The organism is Corynebacterium sp. H113 (assembly GCF_037572315.1).
Taxonomy (GTDB): Bacteria; Actinomycetota; Actinomycetes; order Mycobacteriales; family Mycobacteriaceae; genus Corynebacterium.
The window spans coordinates 26,624-46,308 of the sequence record NZ_JBBHKZ010000002.1 but is presented as its reverse complement, the minus strand read 5'-3'; the positions used below and the strand labels follow the sequence as shown (position 1 = coordinate 46,308).

The 19,685-nt window shown below is 56.2% G+C and carries 16 protein-coding genes and 1 tRNA gene; 11 read left to right on the top strand and 6 right to left on the bottom strand.

The features are described 5' to 3' along the window. The first annotated feature begins 484 nt into the window (after positions 1 to 484). Both aceA and ramB read left to right on the top strand, forming a co-directional pair. A complete protein-coding gene (gene aceA / locus WG938_RS01445; protein WP_339976835.1) occupies positions 485 to 1,780 on the top strand; it encodes an isocitrate lyase in 1,296 nt (431 codons plus the stop codon). Positions 1,781 to 1,968: 188 nt separating this feature from the next. Continuing rightward, complete coding sequence (ramB, locus tag WG938_RS01440; protein ID WP_339976833.1) at positions 1,969 to 3,393, top strand: acetate metabolism transcriptional regulator RamB; 1,425 nt, start codon at positions 1,969 to 1,971, stop codon at positions 3,391 to 3,393. An 8-nt stretch (positions 3,394 to 3,401) separates the two neighbouring features. On the opposite strand, the gene WG938_RS01435 is transcribed toward ramB, so the two are convergent. The 3 genes from WG938_RS01435 to lpdA all read right to left on the bottom strand — a co-directional run bounded on the left by WG938_RS01435 (position 3,402) and on the right by lpdA (position 6,006). Next, complete coding sequence (locus WG938_RS01435; protein WP_339976831.1) at positions 3,402 to 3,614, bottom strand: DUF6767 domain-containing protein; 213 nt, start codon at positions 3,612 to 3,614, stop codon at positions 3,402 to 3,404. Positions 3,615 to 3,690: 76 nt separating this feature from the next. Continuing rightward, on the bottom strand, positions 3,691 to 4,131 hold the full coding sequence (locus WG938_RS01430) for a hypothetical protein (protein ID WP_339976829.1): 441 nt from the start codon (positions 4,129 to 4,131) through the stop codon (positions 3,691 to 3,693). 459 nt (positions 4,132 to 4,590) lie between these two features. Beyond that, entirely contained in the window at positions 4,591 to 6,006 is a 1,416-nt protein-coding gene (gene lpdA, locus WG938_RS01425) for a dihydrolipoyl dehydrogenase (RefSeq protein ID WP_339976827.1), read from the bottom strand. A gap of 76 nt (positions 6,007 to 6,082) precedes the next feature. On the opposite strand from lpdA, the gene WG938_RS01420 reads away from it, so the two are divergent. The 7 genes from WG938_RS01420 (at position 6,083) to WG938_RS01390 (ending at position 14,054) form a co-directional block, all read left to right on the top strand. Beyond that, entirely contained in the window at positions 6,083 to 8,188 is a 2,106-nt protein-coding gene (locus WG938_RS01420; protein WP_339976825.1) for a prolyl oligopeptidase family serine peptidase, read from the top strand. A gap of 19 nt (positions 8,189 to 8,207) precedes the next feature. Beyond that, complete coding sequence (locus WG938_RS01415; protein ID WP_339976823.1) at positions 8,208 to 9,674, top strand: M1 family metallopeptidase; 1,467 nt, start codon at positions 8,208 to 8,210, stop codon at positions 9,672 to 9,674. A 7-nt stretch (positions 9,675 to 9,681) separates the two neighbouring features. Further along, complete coding sequence (locus WG938_RS01410) at positions 9,682 to 10,989, top strand: hypothetical protein (RefSeq protein ID WP_339976821.1); 1,308 nt, start codon at positions 9,682 to 9,684, stop codon at positions 10,987 to 10,989. Further along, positions 10,986 to 11,858: a glycosyltransferase gene (locus WG938_RS01405; protein WP_339976819.1), complete on the top strand. Its 873-nt coding sequence runs from the start codon at positions 10,986 to 10,988 to the stop codon at positions 11,856 to 11,858. Before WG938_RS01410 ends, WG938_RS01405 begins: the two co-directional genes overlap by 4 nt. A 94-nt stretch (positions 11,859 to 11,952) precedes the next feature. Next, positions 11,953 to 12,657, top strand: coding sequence for a glycosyltransferase family 2 protein (locus WG938_RS01400; RefSeq protein ID WP_339976817.1), 705 nt, complete (start codon positions 11,953 to 11,955; stop codon positions 12,655 to 12,657). Beyond that, on the top strand, positions 12,654 to 13,016 hold the full coding sequence (locus WG938_RS01395) for a DUF2304 domain-containing protein (protein ID WP_339976815.1): 363 nt from the start codon (positions 12,654 to 12,656) through the stop codon (positions 13,014 to 13,016). Before WG938_RS01400 ends, WG938_RS01395 begins: the two co-directional genes overlap by 4 nt. A gap of 63 nt (positions 13,017 to 13,079) precedes the next feature. After that, positions 13,080 to 14,054 (top strand): DsbA family protein, encoded by a 975-nt coding sequence (locus tag WG938_RS01390; protein WP_339976813.1) that lies wholly within the window; start codon positions 13,080 to 13,082, stop codon positions 14,052 to 14,054. A gap of 53 nt (positions 14,055 to 14,107) precedes the next feature. On the opposite strand, the gene WG938_RS01385 is transcribed toward WG938_RS01390, so the two are convergent. Continuing rightward, positions 14,108 to 15,349, bottom strand: coding sequence for an MFS transporter (locus tag WG938_RS01385; RefSeq protein WP_339976811.1), 1,242 nt, complete (start codon positions 15,347 to 15,349; stop codon positions 14,108 to 14,110). Positions 15,350 to 16,080: 731 nt separating this feature from the next. Between WG938_RS01385 and WG938_RS01380 the strand changes: the two genes are divergently transcribed. Together WG938_RS01380 and WG938_RS01375 are read left to right on the top strand one after the other, a co-directional pair. Further along, a complete protein-coding gene (locus WG938_RS01380) occupies positions 16,081 to 17,436 on the top strand; it encodes an MFS transporter (RefSeq protein ID WP_339976809.1) in 1,356 nt (451 codons plus the stop codon). Between the two features lie 254 nt (positions 17,437 to 17,690). Further along, entirely contained in the window at positions 17,691 to 18,644 is a 954-nt protein-coding gene (locus WG938_RS01375) for a GDSL-type esterase/lipase family protein (RefSeq protein ID WP_339976807.1), read from the top strand. 26 nt (positions 18,645 to 18,670) lie between these two features. Here the strand turns inward: WG938_RS01375 and WG938_RS01370 are convergent, their stop codons facing one another. Together WG938_RS01370 and WG938_RS01365 are read right to left on the bottom strand one after the other, a co-directional pair. Continuing rightward, positions 18,671 to 18,994, bottom strand: a complete 324-nt coding sequence (locus WG938_RS01370; protein ID WP_339976805.1) for an META domain-containing protein — start codon at positions 18,992 to 18,994, stop codon at positions 18,671 to 18,673. Between the two features lie 508 nt (positions 18,995 to 19,502). Beyond that, positions 19,503 to 19,575 (bottom strand) — tRNA-Thr (locus WG938_RS01365). Positions 19,576 to 19,685 lie beyond the last annotated feature (110 nt).

The following is a 19,685-nucleotide window of genomic DNA, read 5'->3' as shown; positions in this document are numbered from 1 at the left end:
CGCAATCACCCCTGTTCAACCAGATATCTGGGGGTACCGATAACACCCCCGGAACACAAACGCCGTTAGCCACCAATCTGCGTATTAAGCGTCACCATTGACACCCCAAAGCGGGGGGATGCACTTCGCGACAACTCCATGCAAGCGACACTTCACTTACCCGCGTATGCCACTACCTGCAATTAAGCACTTGCTGTGGTTATACATCACAGTCTTCACAACATTTGCAAAAGTACTTCTATAAACCCGCTAAAATTCACACTTACTTTTGCTTGACGTATCGCAATCCGTACCCCATGATGTGAACTACAGCACGCGGAAACGGTCATCACGGATCGCCTTTCAGTTGGTTTCTTTTTGGAGCCGACCGCGAGAAGCGAATGGTGAACTACGTCTTCTGCGTTCTATAAACCGGGTTAACGGCGACGATTGTCACCGATTTCCCCATACTCCAATTTGTTCAGCTCAAAGGAAGAGACACCGTATGTCGAACGTTGGCAAGGCACGTACCGCAGCAGAAATCCAGAAGGACTGGGACGAGAACCCACGCTGGGAAGGCGTTAAGCGCGACTACACCGCAGAGCAGGTTGCAGAGCTTCAGGGTTCTGTCATCGAGGAGCACACTCTCGCTCGCCGTGGCGCAGAGATCCTGTGGGAAGGCGTCAACGTTAAGGATGACTCCTACATCAACGCTCTCGGCGCACTGACCGGCAACATGGCTGTTCAGCAGGCTCGCGCTGGCCTGAAGGCTGTTTACCTGTCCGGTTGGCAGGTCGCTGGCGACGCAAACCTCTCCGGCCACACCTACCCAGACCAGTCGCTGTACCCAGCTAACTCGGTTCCATCTGTCGTTCGTCGCATCAACAACGCACTCATGCGTGCAGACGAAATCGCTCGCATCGAAGGCGACGACTCCGTTGAAAACTGGCTGCTCCCAATCGTCGCTGACGGTGAAGCAGGCTTCGGTGGCGCTCTTAACGTTTACGAGCTCCAGAAGGCCATGATCCAGGCTGGCGCTGCAGGTACCCACTGGGAGGACCAGCTCGCTTCCGAGAAGAAGTGTGGCCACCTGGGCGGCAAGGTTCTGATTCCTACCCAGCAGCACATCCGCACCCTGAACTCGGCTCGCCTGGCAGCTGACGTTGCTAACACCCCAACCGTCGTTATTGCACGTACCGACGCTGAGGCTGCAACCCTGATCACCTCCGACGTTGATGACCGCGACAAGCCATTCATCACCGGCGAGCGCACCGCTGAGGGCTACTACCACGTCAAGAACGGCATCGAGCCTTGCATCGCACGTGCGAAGTCCTACGCTCCATACGCTGACATGATCTGGATGGAGACCGGCACCCCTGACCTCGAGGTCGCAAAGCAGTTCGCTGAGGCAGTCAAGGCTGAGTACCCAGACCAGCTGCTCTCCTACAACTGCTCCCCATCCTTCAACTGGTCCGCACACCTCGAGGCAGACGAGATCGCTAAGTTCCAGAACGAGCTTGGCAAGATGGGCTTCAAGTTCCAGTTCATCACCCTCGCAGGCTTCCACGCTCTGAACTACGGCATGTTCGACCTGGCTCACGGCTACGCTCGCGAGCAGATGACCGCATTCGTCGACCTGCAGAACCGCGAGTTCAAGGCTGCAGAAGAGCGCGGCTTCACCGCTGTGAAGCACCAGCGCGAGGTCGGTGCAGGCTACTTCGACCGCATCGCAACCACCGTTGACCCTAACTCCTCCACCACCGCTCTGAAGGGCTCCACCGAGGAAGGCCAGTTCCACTAAGTCTCTGACTACGTGAACTGACTAGGCAAGCGGGTGCATACCCGTTAGCTTGAAACTGTTGGGAAAACACCCACGAAACAGGACATCAAAACCCCTGTTCTCGTGGGTGTTTTTCTCTTTCTGCTAGTTTCTTCAGGTATTGCAAATAGTGCGAACAACGGCCTGCAAAACGGACTATTCTGGATAGTATGGCTAAAACGTACGTGGGTTCCCGTCTTCGCCAGCTGCGACGCGAGCGCGATCTAAGCCAAGCAGCTCTCGCACACGCGCTGGGCTTGTCGGCAAGTTACGTCAACCAGATCGAGCATGATGTCAGACCTCTGACAGTGCCGGTGTTGACGAAAATTACCGACACTTTTGGCGTGGATGCGACGTTCTTCTCCCGCGACGACGACTCCCGCCTCCTCGCCGAAGTCCAGGATGTCGTACTGGATAAGGAAATCTGCCCTACCTCGGTAGATATGCACGAGATTTCAGATCTTGTGCGCAACCATCCCGATCTTGCCCGCGCAATGGTGGATGTCCACCGACGCTATCGAAATGTCACGGGAAAGCTGTCCCTAGCTACCGAAGAGCGCAATCTCTCCGGCGAGTTCGTGGCAGGTAGTGGTGCGCAGGCACTCACAATGCCGCACGAAGAGGTGCGCGACTACTTCTACGCGCGCCAGAACTACATCGACACTGTGGATACGGCCGCTGAGAAACTCTCCCTCGACCTTGGGCTTGACGACGAAGGCGCGGACGTAGAAGCAATTTTGTCCCAACGATTGCGGTCGAAGCACAACATCGATGTGCAATTGGTCGTCGATACGGGAAATACCCAACACACGCTGGATACAGAGAAGGGCCAGCTTCGTTTGGCGCGCCACCTCTCCCCTGGCCAGCGGGCATTCCGCATGGCTACTGAGCTTGGTTATCTCGAGCAGGGCGATGCCATTGCTGAGGAAGTCGAGACGGGCCATTTCACGTCAGACGATTCGAGGAAGCTCGCACTGCGTGGCGTCGCAACGTATTTTGGCGCAGCTCTGATGCTCCCTTATGAGGCGTTCCATACGGCCGCGGAACGGCATCGCCACGACATCGAGTATTTGTCCAAGCGGTACGGCGTTGGTTACGAGACTATTTGCCACCGACTCTCCACGATGCAGAGGCCAAGCCTCCGTGGCATTCCATGGACATTTGTCCGAGTAGACCGCGCGGGCAACATGTCGAAGCGTCAGTCTGCGACGGGATTCCACTTCACCAATTCAGGTGGTACGTGTCCGCTCTGGAACGTGTACGAGACGTTTTCATATCCGGGGAAGGTCATGCGCCAGGTGGCACTAATGCCGGATGGTCGTCCATATTTGTGGATTTCCCGCACCGTCGAGCATCACGCCGCCCGCTTCGGTCGCCCCGGCAAACTGTTTGCGATTGGCCTGGGCTGCGAAGCTCGGCACGCAGAGCGCACGGTTTACGCCGATGGCTTAGACCTCAACGACCTCGAAGCCGCCACCCCAATTGGTGCCGGCTGTCGAGTCTGCTCGCGCGATGACTGTCCACAGCGCGCGTTCCCACCAATCCACCGTGCCATTGATGTCAATCTGCACAGCTCCACGGTCGCGCCGTACTAGGCGCGCTCCTAGGTGGAGGTGTCTTTTGCTTCACGACGCTTTCGTCGCAAAGCCTTATTCATGTCTGCCATGCGTTCGCGCAGGTCAGGATCGTCCATAACAAGGGCTACTAACTGGCAATCCTCAGGGCCACTTGTGCCCGGCTGGCAGGCCGTGCACGGTTCGCCGAAACGAATCGGGCACTTTGCCTGTGGAACTCTACGAGGCTTGCGAGTAGTCATTGTGAGGTCGCCTTAATAGCGGGACAGACGGGAGCTAGCTCAGGATAGATGGGGCTAGCTAATGCAACGCTTGGAGCTACTTCTTAGCAGCGAATGCCTTTGCACCCGACAGCATAAGTGCGAGACCAGTGCCGAGCAACCAGGTGTCCTTCGCCATTGGCAGGCCATCCTGGGTTGGCTTGACGGAGCCTTCCTCAGTCAGTCCTGGAGTGCGAAGGTACATCGCGGTGAAACCTGCGCCAAAGCCGGCGAGTGCGGTACCTGCAACAACGTTTGGAACGAATGGGGTAAGGAGCGCCGCGCCAGTTACGATTTCGGCAGTCGACAGAAGCTTGCCGAAAGTCGTTGGCTCCAACTTCTTGACGAATGGAAGTGCAACGCCGGCGAAGTCCTGCAGACCCTTTGCGCCCTCTTCATCCAGACCACGCTTGCCGAGACCCGAGTTCAGGAAAACGAGGCCTGGGAAAAGGCGTGCTGGGTAGGTTGCAAGATCAATTGCGGAAGTCTTCTTAGCCATGGATGTGATTCCTTTCGTAGTGTGCGCATTGGTAGTGCGGGTTCCTCCCGCAGCATCGCGCTCTGTATGGGATCGACATTAACCAAACTATGTTGACTTGTCAACTACTTTTTGATCGGAGGTCGGCCTTTTGCCGTACGAGCTCCTCGGATTATGGCAATTCCAAGCGATTCCGGGTCCGGCTCCAGGTCTGCGCTTTCCAATCAGCTCAGTGGCTCCTGTGCAGCCCCCTTCGATAGATCGCGACCTGGGCTTTTGCAAGCAACGGCAGGGCTGCATTGGAGCTACCGGACCGATTCGAAAGCGCAGATATGTCTTCGACTGAAATGCGCGAGCGTCAGCGCGCAGGGCGGAGCCGCCGAAAAGGCTACAAAAAGAGCAAAACTCCTGTCTCCACCTCGAAAGGTGAACAAACAGGAGTTTTCCGGAGCTGCGCTAAGTACGCAGAGGACTGACTGGTTACAGGTTAATCATTTCACCCATAACGCCCTCGGCTGCTTCCTTCATAGCCTCGGACATGGTTGGGTGGATGTGCACGGTCCGACCGATTTCCTCGGTCGTCAGCTCGTACTTCTCAGCCAAAACCAGCTGTGGCATGAGCTCAGAAACATTAGCGCCCACCATGTGGCCACCGAGCAGCTCGCCGTACTCAGCATCTGCAATCAGCTTCACGAAACCAACTGGCTCCGCCAGGCCCTGTGCCTTGCCATTTGCAGAGAATGGGAACATGGAAACCTTGATCTCGCGACCATTTTCCTCTGCCCACTGCTTTGCCTGAGCCTCGGTCTTACCGAAGGAAGCGACCTGTGGGTTACAGAAGGTTGCGCGAGGCATCATCAAGTAATCCTCAATGATGTCGGTTTCATGGCCAGCCATGTGCTCCGCAGCAATAACACCCTGAGCCTCTGCAACGTGTGCCAGCTGCAGCTTCATGGTGACGTCACCAATTGCGTAGATGTTCTCCACATTGGTGCGCATGTACTCGTCGATAACGATCTCGCCTCGTTGACCCAGCTCGACGCCAGCCTTATCCAGGCCAATGCCGTCGGTGCGTGGCGCGAAACCAATGGACACCATGACGCGGTCGACGGTCAACGTCTGCTCGTCGCCGCCATCCTTAGCCTCAACCTTGACCTCGACGGAGTCGCCGTTGTCCTTAATCGAGGTGGTCTTATGGCCAGTCATGAGCTTGACGCCAAGCTTCTTGTATTCCTTGGCAATGACCTTAGAAACATCAATGTCTTCGTTTGGCAGGACGTTGTCCATGAACTCAACGATGGTGACATCGACACCGTAGTTGGCCAGGACGTACGCGAATTCCATGCCGATAGCGCCAGCGCCGACAATGACCATGGACTCTGGCAGGTCATCCGAAAGGATCTGCTCCTCGAAGGAAACGATGTTTCCGCCGAGCTCAACGCCTGGAAGGGAACGAACAACAGAACCGGTTGCAACGATGCAGTTGTCGAAGGTCAGTTCCTTGCCGGCATCCTTGCCGTCCGAGACGACGATGGTGTTGGCGTCCTTGAACTCGCCCCAGCCATCGACTTCATCGATCTTGTTCTTCTTCATCAAGTAGTGAACGCCCTTGACGATGCCCGCGGAGACCTTACGAGAGCGAGCGTGCGCTGCTCCGAAGTCGAAGGAAACATCGCCCGAGATGCCAAAGGTCTTGGCCTCATGGTTGAAGATGTGCGCCACTTCTGCGTTCTTAAGCAGCGACTTGGACGGAATGCAGCCGATGTTCAGGCATACACCGCCCCAGTACTTCTTCTCCACAACAGCGGTCTTCAGACCAAGCTGGGAAGCGCGAATAGCAGCGACGTATCCGCCTGGACCGGCGCCGAGGACTACGAGATCATAATGTTCAGCCACGAATACAACTTTACGCGGTTGCTCCGCAACCGTCACACTCTCCCCCCACCTCTTTATATGCCTTACGTTTGTACGTATGAACGCATTCACTTCCGCTAGTTCCCCACGCTTTTTACGTGCCGACGATGTCCCCTCCTGGCTCGACGACATTGAGGGGGAACAATCCCTGGCGTGGGCGCGCGAGTGGAACGAGAAAACGCTGGCCACGGTAGATAATGCAGCCCAGCAGGGGGCACGTGACAATCTCCGCACGGAGTTACTTCAGGCCCTCGATACCGACTCCCGTATTCCGTATCCAGTACGCCGTGGCGACCACCTCTACAACTTCTGGCGCGATGCCAAGCATCCGCGTGGTGTGTGGCGGCGTACCACGCTGGGTAGTTTCTTGTCGAAAAACACCGAATGGGACGTTCTCATCGATGTGGATTCCCTCGCTGCCACGGACGGCGAGAATTGGGTGTGGAAGGGCGCCCAGTGCCGTTACCCGGATTACGACCGCGCGCTGATCCACCTATCTCGTGGCGGCGCAGATGCGACTGTCATCCGCGAGTTTGATCTGACCACTGGACGCTTTGTCGCGGACGCCGATGACCCGTTCTTCCTCCCTGAGGCGAAGTCCGATGTGTCATGGGTATCCCGTGACGAGATTCTCGTTGGCACAGATTGTGGCCCCGATAGTTTGACCGACTCAGGGTATCCACGACAGGTCCGCAAGTGGTCGCGTGGCCAGGATCTCGCAGATTCCGAGCAGGTTTTCGCAGGGCATAAATCAGACGTTGCCGTCGGCGGCTGGTTCGATAACACCGAAGGATTCGAGCGCCTATTCGTTGAACGCGCCCAGGACTTTTACACCTCGCAGCGTTTTGTGGCGGTGCCTCGACAAGGGAAGCTGCCACATCAGTTTGGAGGCACGTTTTCGCTCCAAATCATCGAAGTACCGGATGATTGCCGAGTGTCCGCACACAAGGAATGGCTCGTCCTCATGCCTCGAACTGAGTTCAATGGCATCCCGGCAGGTGCGGTTGCAGTCGCGGAATTCGACGAATGGCTCTCCGGCAATCGAGACGTTGAAATTCTGTTCACTCCCGACTCCCACACTTCCTTCCAATCATTGGCGTGGACCCATAATTACCTCGTTGTGACCTTGCTTAACGACGTCTCGACCAAACTCCTCACCCTTTCGATTGGGGACTGGGCCGAAGAGGCAGAGTTCACCGGCCTTCCCGACCAAGCGACCATTAGTGTCGTTGGCACCTCTCCCACTCGAGATGATGAAATCTGGCTTTCCAGCTCTTCCATGACCGAACCCCCAACTCTGTGGCTCGGCACCGCTGGTTCACCGGAAGTGCGAGTCGCCCGGCGCGCCCCGGCCTTTTTCGACCCTGCTGGAATGGATACCCGACAGCATTGGGCTACTTCTGCCGACGGGACTCAGATTCCATACCGGATTACGGGGCGCCTCGGATCAACAGAGACGCCGAATACTGCTCCAACGCTGGTGCATGCGTATGGAGGTTTCGAAGTTTCTCTTGTGCCGGGCTATTCCCCGGTCCGTGGCATTGGCTGGTTAGCCAAGGGCGGATTCTTTGTGGAAGCGAACCTCCGTGGTGGCGGCGAATTTGGCCCCGAGTGGCATTCTTCGGTCGTGAAGAAGGAACGCATACGCGTCTATGAGGATCATCAGGCAGTGCTGCGCGACATCGTCGCGCGTGGCTATTGCTCAGTCGAGCAGCTTGCAGTCCGCGGTGGCTCTAATGGCGGTTTGCTCACCGCTGTGTGCTTGACTTCCTACCCCGAGCTGGTCGGCTCGGTGGTTTCGCAGGTGCCACTCGCCGATATGCTCCGTTACCACCGCCTCTCGGCTGGTGCGTCCTGGATGGCTGAGTACGGAAACCCGGATGTTCCTGACGAGCGTGCCGCCATCGAGGAGTATTCGCCTGTGCAGCGCGTCGCAAAGCGAGAAGACGTGGAGTACCCGCCTGCGTTGGTCACCACCTCCACGCGTGACGATCGAGTGCATCCAGCCCATGCACGGTCGTTGGCGTGGTTGCTTCGTGAAGCTGGGCACGATGTGGACTACTTCGAAAATATCGAAGGTGGTCACGCGGGAGCTGCGGATAATAGCCAGGTCGCGATGATGGAATCGCTTATCTATACGTGGCTATGGGAAAAGCTAAATTAATACAAGTAAGGTGCTTGGAGTGAGCAGCGCAGATTTAACTAACCCGTACACCAAAATCCCCTTCAACCTGGGCTTCCGTGTCGATCGATATGATCTCGATTTCGACTACCGGGTGGGACCAAATCGCCTGCGCGCGAAGGTCACGCTGCATATCGAGGTCAATGCATGGATTAGCGACCTCACACTCGACTTCGCCGATACGCTCGGCGTCGACGAAGTCACCGCCGAAACTGACACCCGCGTGACGACGGTCGACGTCACACGCTGGAAGCATTCTGGGCGAAAGCTGCGTGTGAAGTTTGATCGTGAGTTGCACCCGGAAGAAACGTTGCGGCTCGTCGTGAAGTATTCCGGCAACCCAGAACCAGTGAAGTCCACGTGGGGCGAAATTGGCTGGGAGGAGCTGGAAAACGGCAGCTTGGTTGCGTCGCAGCCGGTGGGTGCCGCGAGCTGGTACCCGTGTGACGATGATCCTGAGGTCAAGGCGATGTACACCATGTCGGTGACGTGTGACGCTCCTTATGAGGTGGTCGCTCCAGGTAAGGCCGAGGCACCAGTGCGTGCAGGTGGTTCTCGCCGGACGTGGCGCTTCGCTACTGAAGAACCGATGGCCTCGTACTTGAATACATTGAATATCGGTCAGTTCACGCGCATTGAGCTGCCGTGCGAATCCACCACGGTGGTTGCGTGGGTACCGCCTCACCTGTTGCATACGTTTAGGCATGATTTCCGGGAGCAAGGTCGCATGGTCGATGAGTTCTCGAAGATGTTTGGCCCGTATCCGTTTTCGCAGTATCAGGTTGTGATCTGCGAAGATGAGCTGGAAATCCCGCTGGAAGCGCAGGGTTTGTCCATCTTCGGAGCGAATCACGCTGATGGCAAGGACACGTGGAATCGTTTGATTGCGCACGAGCTGTCGCACCAGTGGTTTGGCAATAGTGTCGGTATCTCGCAGTGGCGCGATATTTGGCTGAACGAGGGGCTGGCGTGCTATTCGGAGTGGCTGTGGTCCGAGGTCTCGGGTGGCCCATCGGCTGCTGCACACGCGCGGTTGCACTACCGCGACTTGGCAGACAAGCCACAAGACATCTTGATCAAGGATCCCGGCCCTGACCTCATGTTCGACGACCGCCTGTACAAGCGTGGCGCCCTCACTATCCATGCGCTGCGTCTGCTGCTAGGCGACGACGCATTCTTCGAATTCCTGCACACCTGGACCACGGATAACCGTCACAGCATTGTCGATGCCGTGGACTTCCGATCGTTGGCGAATCGGGTTTGTCGTCAGCATGGCGTGACGACGTCGCACCTCGATGCCATTTTCCATAACTGGGTGAATCGCACTGAGTTGCCACCGTTCCCGTTGGATCCTCGTCAGGCTGCTGGTGATGACGCTGGTGAAATCTCGGAGGAGCTTGCTGCAGAAATTGCTGCTGCAGAGGCGGAAGAAGAAGCGATGATTCAGTACCAGGCTGCGAAAGACTAGTACTGGCATGAAGTGGTTATCCCTGGCAACGGTCATCGCGGCTGCCGGCAGTTTTGTCATTCTTTTCTTATCCGCAAAAACGCTCAACCTCGACGTTAATGCACAGTTCGTCGCCTATTGGGGCATGTTTTTCGCATTGACCGGTGTTCTCGGCGGCCTGATGCAGGAAACCACGCGGGCTGTTGGTGCAGCTGATGCTGGCCATGATGTTTCGGGTCAGGCAGGTGCTCGCCCGATTACGGTTGCGGTTGGCGTAAGCGTCGTAACGTTTGTTGTCCTCGCAGCAACTGGATTCTTGTGGGCGCCACAGATCATGGACGGGCACACCTGTGCGGACCAAACCATTGGCACAGTGCTGATGGCCGGTGGTCTTGGCCTGTATGCCATGCAGGCTGCCACGTCGGGCCTGCTCAGCGCTTCGAAATTGTGGGGCCAGTACGCGACCCTGATCATCATTGACATTCTCATTCGCGTCGTTCCCGCAGTGCTGGCCTATGTCTTCCAGTGGAGTCTTCTGGCCTGGCTAGTCATCACAGTTATTGGCGCGATGAGTTGGTTGGGTCTGGTGGCATTCTCACCTGCCACCCGTCGCGCACTCACCAAACGTGCCGATGTCCCGCTACGCCGATTCATCCCACTCATGATCACCGCAATGTGGGCTTCCGGTGCATCCGCAGTACTGGTCACCGGGTTCCCCACGCTGGTCAAACTTGCCGACGACTACGCCACTACAGCGCAAGGACCACTTTCCGGTGAATTGGGTATTACTGCTGGTGGTGTGACCGCCGCAGCTGTTGCGTATGCAGTAACACTGACACGCGCTCCCCTGTTGATGCCTCTCGAGAAGTTCCAGAACGCCATCATCGTTCACTTCGTCCAGCGTGATGGCGGACCTCTATCTGCACTTGCTAAGCCACTTGGCGCCCTCATTGCATTCGGTACCTGTGGTGCGGGCCTGGCATGGCTCATCGGCCCCTGGCTCATGGTCACAATTCTTGGCGACGAATACTTCGTCGCCGGTCACACCCTGGCTGCCTTGACCTTGGCCGCAACTGCGACTGCAGTGCTCATGATCACGGGATCGGTGACTCTGGCGGTTGAGCAACACCGCATGTACATGGCGGGGTGGCTGAGCGCGACATTAGTGGCAGTCGTCATTCTGTTTATTCCTGGACTGCTCGAAGTTCGTACGAGTGCTGCCTTACTACTCGGGTCCATTGTCGGCATTGTCATTCATCTGTGGACGTTGAAGACTGGCGACTACAGCTCGTCGCAAAGTAAGCACCGCCAAGCTGACCTAGAATCTAACGCGTGAGTGAGTCAACGATGCGCGTGTCCCCTGAGCTAACCGTTCTGATGACGATGTATGCGAAGACTCAACCAAGCGACTTAGATGAAGCTTTGGAGTCACTGTGGTCGCAGACTGTGCAGGCTTGCTCGGTGGTGCTGGTGATTGATGGCCCAATCGGCGAAGAGCTGGCGCAGGTTGTGGATCGTCACGAACGAGCCCATACGGAATTGACCGTTATTCGCCTGCCGGAAAACTGTGGCAGCGGCAAAGCTTCCCAGCAAGGGCTCTCTCACGTGCACACACAATGGTGCGCACGTTTGGATTCCGATGACATTGCCGTCCCGGAGCGTTTTGAGAAACAGCTCGCTGTGGCAGAAAAAGCAGAGCGCGCCGGGCAACCACTCGATGTCATTGGCACTGCTATGACAGAGTTCGCGAGTGAATCAGAGTTCGGCAGCACGGGCAACGCGATAGTCGACCTCGGCACGCGAACGCTGCCAGAAAACCACGATGAGATCGTCCGGTATGCACGAATCAATTCGCCAGTTAACAATCCCGCTGCCATGTTCCGCACAGAGCGAGTCAAAGCCGTCGGTGGCTACCGTCACCGCCCATACATGGAAGACTACGACCTGTGGGCACGGCTAATCGCCGACGGGGCACGGTTTTGCAATCTTGCTGAACCTCTCACGCGATTCCGAGTGGACGGAATGCTCACACGCCGGCGCTCCAAGGGCATTTTTGACGCGGAAAAGGACATGCAGCAGACATTGGTGGAGCTGGGTTTGATTAGCGAACCGCGCGGTGTTGTCAACCTTTTCCTCCGCACTGCGTTTCGTCTCTTGCCCACCGAATTGCTGGCGCGTGCATATCGTGCAATCTTTATCCGCTAACGCTGCCCCACTATTCCTTAACGCCATTACGTGCTGCTTGTCACCGCATTTCAAACGGTGAGCAGTGGTTTCATCCGGTAATATCCGGCGAATAATGGATAATCAGGCAAAGTTTGACGACACGTGGTTGATCGTCCCTTGTTTCAACGAAGGGACAGTCATCCGCGACGTTCTCGTGAACGCACGCGAGACGTTTCCTAATATCGTCGCAGTCAATGACGGATCCCATGATGGATCTGATGTTGAGATTCACGCCGCTGGCGCGCATCTAGTCAATCATCCGGTAAACCTCGGACAAGGCGCGGCCATTCAAACGGGTGTCGAATACGCACGACAGCAGCCTGGAGCAAAGTACTTCGTCACGTTCGACGCCGACGGCCAGCATCAGGTCAAAGATGTCGTAGCTATGGTCAACCGACTGCGCCATGAGCCATACGACATTATCGTCGGCACGCGCTTCGGTCGTCCGCGCGCTGAAGACGACCAAGTTCCGTGGATCAAGCGCGTCGTTCTGAAAACTGTTGTCGCCCTGTCCCCCACAACACGGAAGCTCGGCTTGACCGACGCCCACAACGGTCTGCGCGCATTCAACGCAACCGTCGCCCACGATTTGAATCTCCGCATGAATGGTATGAGCCACGCCAGCGAGTTCGTCACGGCCATGGTTGAGAACAAGTGGCGCGTCGCCGAACAGCCTGTCGACATTCTGTACACCGAATACTCCATGGCCAAAGGTCAGTCTTTGTTTAATGGCGTCAATATCCTGGCCGACTCGTTTGTTGCTAGGAGGCTGCGATGACCGCATCACTTGCCCAGATTCTCTTACTCGTCGCCCTCAGCATTGTGCTGTGGTACTTCCTGGCGAATCGTCGTAAAGCACGTGCCAAAGCAGGCGTAAAGCTTGGTTTCTTGGTGTTTGTGGTCGCATGTATTTGGGCGATCATGCGCCCCGATGATCTCACCGTGATTGCCAATGCAATTGGCGTCACCCGTGGCGTTGACCTGCTTCTTTACGGTCTAATTCTCGCTTTTGTCTTTACGACGATCTCGTCGTACATCCGCTTCCGCGAACAGGAATTGCGTTACGCCCGGCTTGCTCGCGCAGTGGCACTAAAGTCTGCGGTTCGACCAGAGGATCCATACGCGGAAACGAAGTAGGGGCTATACGGCGCCAGGATGCCGAATCGCATTATTGAGGCGCGATATTGCATTATTAATCGTATGACTCGTCCTGAAAACAATGGTGCTGGGGAAAACCAGCCAGTCGAGCCGTCCGCTGTCGAACAGCAGGAGGCTGCTTCCACTCCTTCCGGAGATACTACTCAACTCGCGGAAAAGCCAGCAGAGGCACCGAAGAAGAAGTCCGCGTTTGCAAAGGTTCCAGCACTCGTCTGGCTTTGGGTAATTGCGGCAATTGTTTTCGCTGGTTGCTTTGGATTCTGGGCAGGCCGGAATCTGGGTGGAGCCGGATCAAAGTCTGAGTCTGGCCAGATTGTAAACCTCGCTGGCGCAACGGCAAGCAAGGGCGAGATCAACGCCAAGCCGAAGGCGGACGGCACCTACGACGCGTCCATCTTGGGGCCAAAGGAAGGCACGACGTTGTCCTCCGCAGAGGACCTGCCGAATGTGCACCGTCGTAATGAAAATGACCCATTCGCGCTCGGTGCTGTGGATGCGCCGGTCGTGATCTCCATTTTCTCGGACTTCGACTGCCCATTCTGCGCGAAGTTCGCAAATGAGACTCAGCAGCCACTGATCGACGACTACGTCAATGCTGGCTTGGTGCGCTTGGAGTGGAACGACCTCGCTTTCGGTGGTGAACCAGCAGAGCGCGCAGCGCAGGCTGGTCGTGCCGCTGCTGCTCAGGGCAAGTTCTGGGAGTTCAATAAGGCAGCATTCGCTGCTGCTGCCAAGAAGGGCGACGGACACCCAGCGTTCACTAACGATGAGCTGTTTGAAATCGCAGCTACAGCTGGTGTTCCTGATATGGATAAGTTTAAGACTGAGCTAACCGATGCCACGTACGAGAAGAACGTGAAGGATGCTATCGCGTACGGCCAGAGCCTCGGCGTTTCTGGTACCCCGCAGTTCCTCATCGGTCTGTCCCAGGTCTCGGGTGCTCAGCCTGAACAGAACTTCCGCGATCACATTGAACTGGAGCTGATGAAGTCGCAGCGTCTCGAAGACGAGAAGTAGTAGGACTAGGCACCGCAGCTCCAGAATGCTGGAGGATGCAGTGCCGTCCGCCCTTAGGCCGCCAGGTCGCGCTTGGAATTGAGCGCGATGATGGCGGCCATTGCTATTGCAATAACCATGCCCCCACCAAGCATGACCGGGTAAGTCATCCATTCAATGGACTCACTGAGTTTGGTCAGGATGGCTGGGAACGCAAAACCGATATAGGTCAGGCAGTAAAAAATTCCGGTGAGGCCAGCGAGATCACGTGGCCCAGCAATGCGTTGGACTTCGTTGAGGCCGGTGAACATCGTCAATCCGTAACCCATTCCCAGCACGATCGAAGCAATGAACGCCGTAACAATGGTCGGTGCGCCGGCCATCCAGGCACTGAGCCCCATGCCTACGATGACAATTGCCATGGCAATGAGCGATCCACGAGCCGAAGTCTCAGAGACGAGTTTCGGTCCGATTTGCTGAATGCCGAAGCCAAACAGCAATGCTACAAACGTCACAATGGCCGAAAAGAAGATCGGGTTCGCCACTTCCTTCTGCATTAGAGAAGGAATGATGGCGTACGAAACGCCAGCAGCACCAAAGACCCACGGTGCCGAGACTGCCGCAACGAAAAGAAAGCGTGGTCGCGTCACCGACGGCGTGCGCAGGGATTGCAGGAGTGTTTCCTGAGCAGCTCCCTTGAGATGCGGTGACTGGCGCGTTTCAGGTGCTGCCAGCATGGCGAGAATCGTCGGGATGGCAAGCAGAATATGCACTGCATAGGGCAACTGCCCTGGCAGAGGTGCAAACTGTGCAAGCGACCCCGCAATGCCAGCGCCGATGCCGAAACCAAGAGTCAATGCCATTGACTGACGCTTCGCACCCGAGGTGGATTTCGCAGAAGGATCAAAACGTTCCGTAGAGAGTTCCTTCACCCAGGAACCACCAACAGCCATGGCGATACCAACGCCCACGCCCGACAACATGCGCCCAGCCAGCAGCAGTGGACCCGTTGATTCACCTGCTGCAATGAGAACGGAGCCGACGATGCTGAAAAACGGCGCTGCCATCATGACCGGCTTTCGACCGATGCGGTCTGACAACGGCCCCGAAATCAGTAGCGCAGGAGCAATACCCAGCGCATAGACAAGAAGGAGCAAGTCAACAAACACAAGATCGAGCTCACCGTTCAGTCGATACATCACCATCAGTGGCGTGAACTGATTACCGCCCCACGCCACCGCAAAAACGGCCACGGCGACGAGAAACCAAAACGGGACTGCACTCTTGCTACGTGTCTTTGAATCGGTCGTTGACATGCGGGCTATATTACGAGCCGCCCTCCCGCCTTGTATCTGTTTTCAGTAGAACTTCCGGGGCTTCAGCTTTGCTGAGCTTCTTCCCCAACGATCGCTTCTACGCCTCGAATCGAATACATCCCCCTCTTCGGTTCGCTTTACGACGCTCCACACCCAATCCACGCCCGAACCCACACCGAAACACCCAAACAGGGTCAATTTACCCCTGCTTTAGGGTATTGAGATTTCACCCCTAATAATTACCCCTATCGGGGGCTGTTCTGAAGTGGCAATAGTTCCGTTATGGGTCCGTTATTTTAAACCTCACATTTGTAACTTTAGCCACTTTTACCCCATAGTCACCAGCCGGCAGTGGTTAACAATGAGCAAAGGCGGGGGTAACCCGAAATCCCGGCGAAAACCCGAGAATTCCTGGCAAGAGGGACTTTTTACCATCTATAAGAAGATGTAAACCAGTAAACTCAGCTACCCCCGCCACCATTTCACTTGCCCGGACCGAAATCCGAGCCCCATCCCCCGCACTTTCGCTAGAACCGCAGGCCATACGATTGCAACCCTAAAAGCGAACTACCCCCGTTAGCCTTCCGATTCAGTCCGCTTTCCCTTAATTCAGGCTGTGCAACTCCTAAAGGGTGTGCCAATATACCTGGCGTTGCCTTTAAAAGATTCGTCGGCGGAACAAGCACTTGCTTCGCTCAGTCGGCGCAGTACATCCACGAAAGACAGACTGTATGACTACGTCAATCATTGCGGCTGACCCGCAACAGCGAAAGCGCGTGCTTACCGGCACGATGATCGGAACCACCGTAGAGTTCTACGACTTCCTGATCTATGCACAGGCTGCAGGTATCGTCCTTGCACCTTTGTTCATCGAACCAGCTTCCCAAGCAAACCCACAGATTGCGCAGGTTCTGGCATGGGCCACCCTGGGTATCTCGTTCCTCTTCCGCCCATTGGGCGCAGTGATCGCCGGCCACATCGGTGATATCTGGGGCCGTAAGATGATCCTCGTCTTCACCCTCATCGGTATGGGTGTTGCAACGTTCCTCATCGGCTTGCTGCCAACCTACGCATCGATCGGCATTGCCGCACCAATTCTGTTGGTTCTGCTTCGTATCCTGCAGGGCATCTTCGCTGGTGGCGAATGGGGCGGCGCAGCCCTGATGTCCGTGGAGTACGCCCCTAAGGAAAAGCGCGGTTTCTACGGCGCGTTCCCACAGGCCGGTGTGCCATTGGGCCTGACTCTCGCAACGGGCGTCATGTTGATCTGCATGGCTATCGTCGGCAAGGAAAACTACCTCGAGTGGGGATGGCGTATTCCATTCCTGCTGAGCTTCGTTCTGGTCATCATTGGTTACATCATTCGTCGCGCAGTCGATGAGTCCCCTGTATTCCGCGCAATGCAGGAAGAATCCAAGGAGCGTTCGACTCCACTGCCAGAGCTGTTCAAGAATCACTGGGGCAAGGTCATCCAGGCTGCACTCATCTTCGCTGCTCAGCAGTGTGCTGGCTACCTGGTTATTGCCTTCTTCGGCAAGTACGCTCAGACCGAGCTGGGCATGGATCCAATGATCGCGTGGACCGGCACCCTCGTCGGCGGCGTCTGCTGGACCATCTTCATGTTCATGTCCGGTTCCTGGTCCGACAAGCTCGGTCGTGCCAAGGTGTTCATCTACGGCTACTCCTTCCTCATCGTTTGGGAAGCAGTGATGTGGCTGCTCGTTGATACCAAGAACCCAATCCTGTACGTCCTGACCATTGCTGTCCTGGCTCTGCCACTGGCGATGACCATGGGTCCACAGCCTGCGCTGTACTCCGAGATGTTCCCAGCTGAGGTTCGTTACTCCGGCGCATCGATCTCTTACGCAATCGGCGCAGTTCTCGGTGGCGCGTTTGCTCCGATGATCGCTCAGATCATCATGGATGCGACTGGCAAGGCATGGATGATTTCCATCTACCTGATCGCAATGACCATCCCAGCCCTGATCTCGCTGTTCATGCTGCCGAAGGGCCTGGAAGAGCGTGACTTGCTGAACCACCCTGAATCTTCCGAAACTCCTGCCGAGCCAGCTGCTGCTCGCGCATAGTTTCCGCACAAGGCACAGTAACTAAATACTCAACTTCCCCCTGAGTTCTACGGGGCGTCACGACGATCGTCGTAACGCTCCAAGGACCCCAGGGGGTTGTTCTTTTTCGCCTGCGACCAGGGGTGATTATTGAATCGCATTCATGTTTTCTGAATTGTTACGTAGCTTTTCCAGTAGGTAGCATAAGAAACACACTTTGACTGTTATCAATTCGTGATAGCCGTTCCGCCACCAACCGTAGGAATTTGACTCGAATGAATATCGCACCGGCAGTCGTCGCCGCGTTTGCCACCGTAGCGCCACTGTCCGCGCCAGCTCCCGCCCCGGTCGCACCTGCACAGTTCCCGTCCAGCCCATCGATTGGCTTGCCGACGACCCCTGTCCCAGCAGGGCCGACTGCCGAAGGCAACGAAGTGGTCATGTTTGGTGACAGCATTTTCGCTAACCCAACCGACCCAGTGGTGGCGTCGCAATTGCTTCTGAACCGTGAAGAGGTTCGCGAGATTCCGGGCATGAAGGAACTGATTACGGACGAGCAGCTTGATGCGATGCGTGAGTGCTTGCAGGGTGAGATGACGGTCGCCAATGAGCTGGCGAAGGTTTCGGGTCGCACCGTTCACAACTACGGCTGTGCGGCTGCTACCGGCGCCATCGACCAGGCGAAGTACCGTGACTTCGCCGAGCAGATCGACTTGGCACTGGCTGAGGGCAATCTGGACGAGAACACCACTGATGTTTTGGTTCAGTTCGGTTTCAACGACTACCGCCACGATGAGTTCAAGACCGCAGAGGGCAACCAGACGTTCATCGACAACATGAACGCACAGATCGAACGCGTTAAGGCTGCGGCCCCGAACGCTACCGTCAAGCTGGTTAGCTACCCGACCCTGTCTGACGAGAACGATCAGCTCTGCCCAGTGCGCATCGTCGCTGGCAACCCAGTTCCGTACCGCATGCCATACGCAGGTGTGACCACTGGCGAGGATCTATCGCAGGCACGTCTGATTGGACTTTCGGAGCAGGCTGGTATTCCACTGATTGACTTGAAGGCTGCAACAAAGGATCGCCACTCGTGCGCTAGTGATTCCGAGCGTTGGATCGCCGGCATCATCGATGTGCCAGTTCCTCACTCGCTGTTCATGCACCTCACCGATCAGGGTGTCGTGGGCACTGCTGCGTTGATCAATGAGGATTTGAACGCAGACTAGTTTTTCCGGTTGCAGCTTGACGCTGCTTACTGAACAAAGGTCCACTCATGGCCGGTTTCCTCATCACGTAGCACCAAGGTTGATTCATCTGTTTGAGACGCTGCACGGGTTCCGTGCAGCGCTTCGCGCATTGTTTCTTCAGTCTTCTGCGTATTAGGGCAGGCCATACGCGTTGATGCTGGCCCCGCTCCGAAATCGATAGTCGATGGCGAAGCGTCGTAAAGTTTTACTTTCCCCATTAACCTATTACACGAATCAGAGCCGGTTAGCTCTTCCCCTTCGATCCGAAAATATGCGGAACGCTGGGACGATAGATGCCAATCTGTATCTGTAATCATGTCCGTTTCCATGGCTTCTCCTGCAGAACAACCCGCCGTCGCGGACAGGAACAGCATCCCGCCTAGCAGAGTCAGGGTCCTACTCCACGCGCGGATAGTGCCCCTTGCTTGGTGCCCACGTATACCCCGTTTACGCGCCATGTCGCCATCTTAGGTGGCGCGTATATTTCCGAGCGCTCCTCGAGCACGATGGCGCCTTCGCTGTTAGGTTAATGACACTCAGTGTAAAAAGCTCCTGTAGCCAGGGAAGGGCTCGAACAGTGTTTTCTGTCATTGTGGTCATCGTTGTAGTGGTTGGTCTATTCGCCTTCTTTTATATGCTCGATGACATCAACGCACCGTCGAGCGAATGCTGTCGGAAGTGCAGGCATTGCCGAAAGTCACGATGCAACTCGAGGTCCAATTTCAGCTCTTGAGTCGTCGCTCCCTAAGTCTTGGGTACTAGGATCAATCTCCATTATTAACGCGCCGATACAGAAAATAACCCCGAGCCAGAATTTCTGGTTCGGGGTTTTCGCTGAGCCGCCTGCGAGAATCGAACTCGCGACCTTTTCATTACGAGTGAAGCGCTCTACCGACTGAGCTAAGGCGGCACATGTCTTCGCTAACACGTAGCGGACACCTGCAAAATCCTACCGCACCTCTTTGTTTCCGCCAAAATCGCAGGTCACTTTACGACGAGCCGGCACCCACGCAGCACTGC

Coding starts and splice junctions, on each gene's coding strand:
- aceA (WP_339976835.1), top strand. CDS start 485: ATGTCGAACGTTGGCAAGGCACGTACCGCAGCAGAAATCCAGAAGGAC.
- ramB (WP_339976833.1), top strand. CDS start 1,969: ATGGCTAAAACGTACGTGGGTTCCCGTCTTCGCCAGCTGCGACGCGAG.
- WG938_RS01435 (WP_339976831.1), bottom strand. CDS start 3,614: ATGACTACTCGCAAGCCTCGTAGAGTTCCACAGGCAAAGTGCCCGATT.
- WG938_RS01430 (WP_339976829.1), bottom strand. CDS start 4,131: ATGGCTAAGAAGACTTCCGCAATTGATCTTGCAACCTACCCAGCACGC.
- WG938_RS01420 (WP_339976825.1), top strand. CDS start 6,083: ATGAACGCATTCACTTCCGCTAGTTCCCCACGCTTTTTACGTGCCGAC.
- WG938_RS01410 (WP_339976821.1), top strand. CDS start 9,682: ATGAAGTGGTTATCCCTGGCAACGGTCATCGCGGCTGCCGGCAGTTTT.
- WG938_RS01400 (WP_339976817.1), top strand. CDS start 11,953: ATGGATAATCAGGCAAAGTTTGACGACACGTGGTTGATCGTCCCTTGT.
- WG938_RS01395 (WP_339976815.1), top strand. CDS start 12,654: ATGACCGCATCACTTGCCCAGATTCTCTTACTCGTCGCCCTCAGCATT.
- WG938_RS01390 (WP_339976813.1), top strand. CDS start 13,080: ATGACTCGTCCTGAAAACAATGGTGCTGGGGAAAACCAGCCAGTCGAG.
- WG938_RS01385 (WP_339976811.1), bottom strand. CDS start 15,349: ATGTCAACGACCGATTCAAAGACACGTAGCAAGAGTGCAGTCCCGTTT.
- WG938_RS01380 (WP_339976809.1), top strand. CDS start 16,081: ATGACTACGTCAATCATTGCGGCTGACCCGCAACAGCGAAAGCGCGTG.
- WG938_RS01375 (WP_339976807.1), top strand. CDS start 17,691: ATGAATATCGCACCGGCAGTCGTCGCCGCGTTTGCCACCGTAGCGCCA.
- WG938_RS01370 (WP_339976805.1), bottom strand. CDS start 18,994: ATGGAAACGGACATGATTACAGATACAGATTGGCATCTATCGTCCCAG.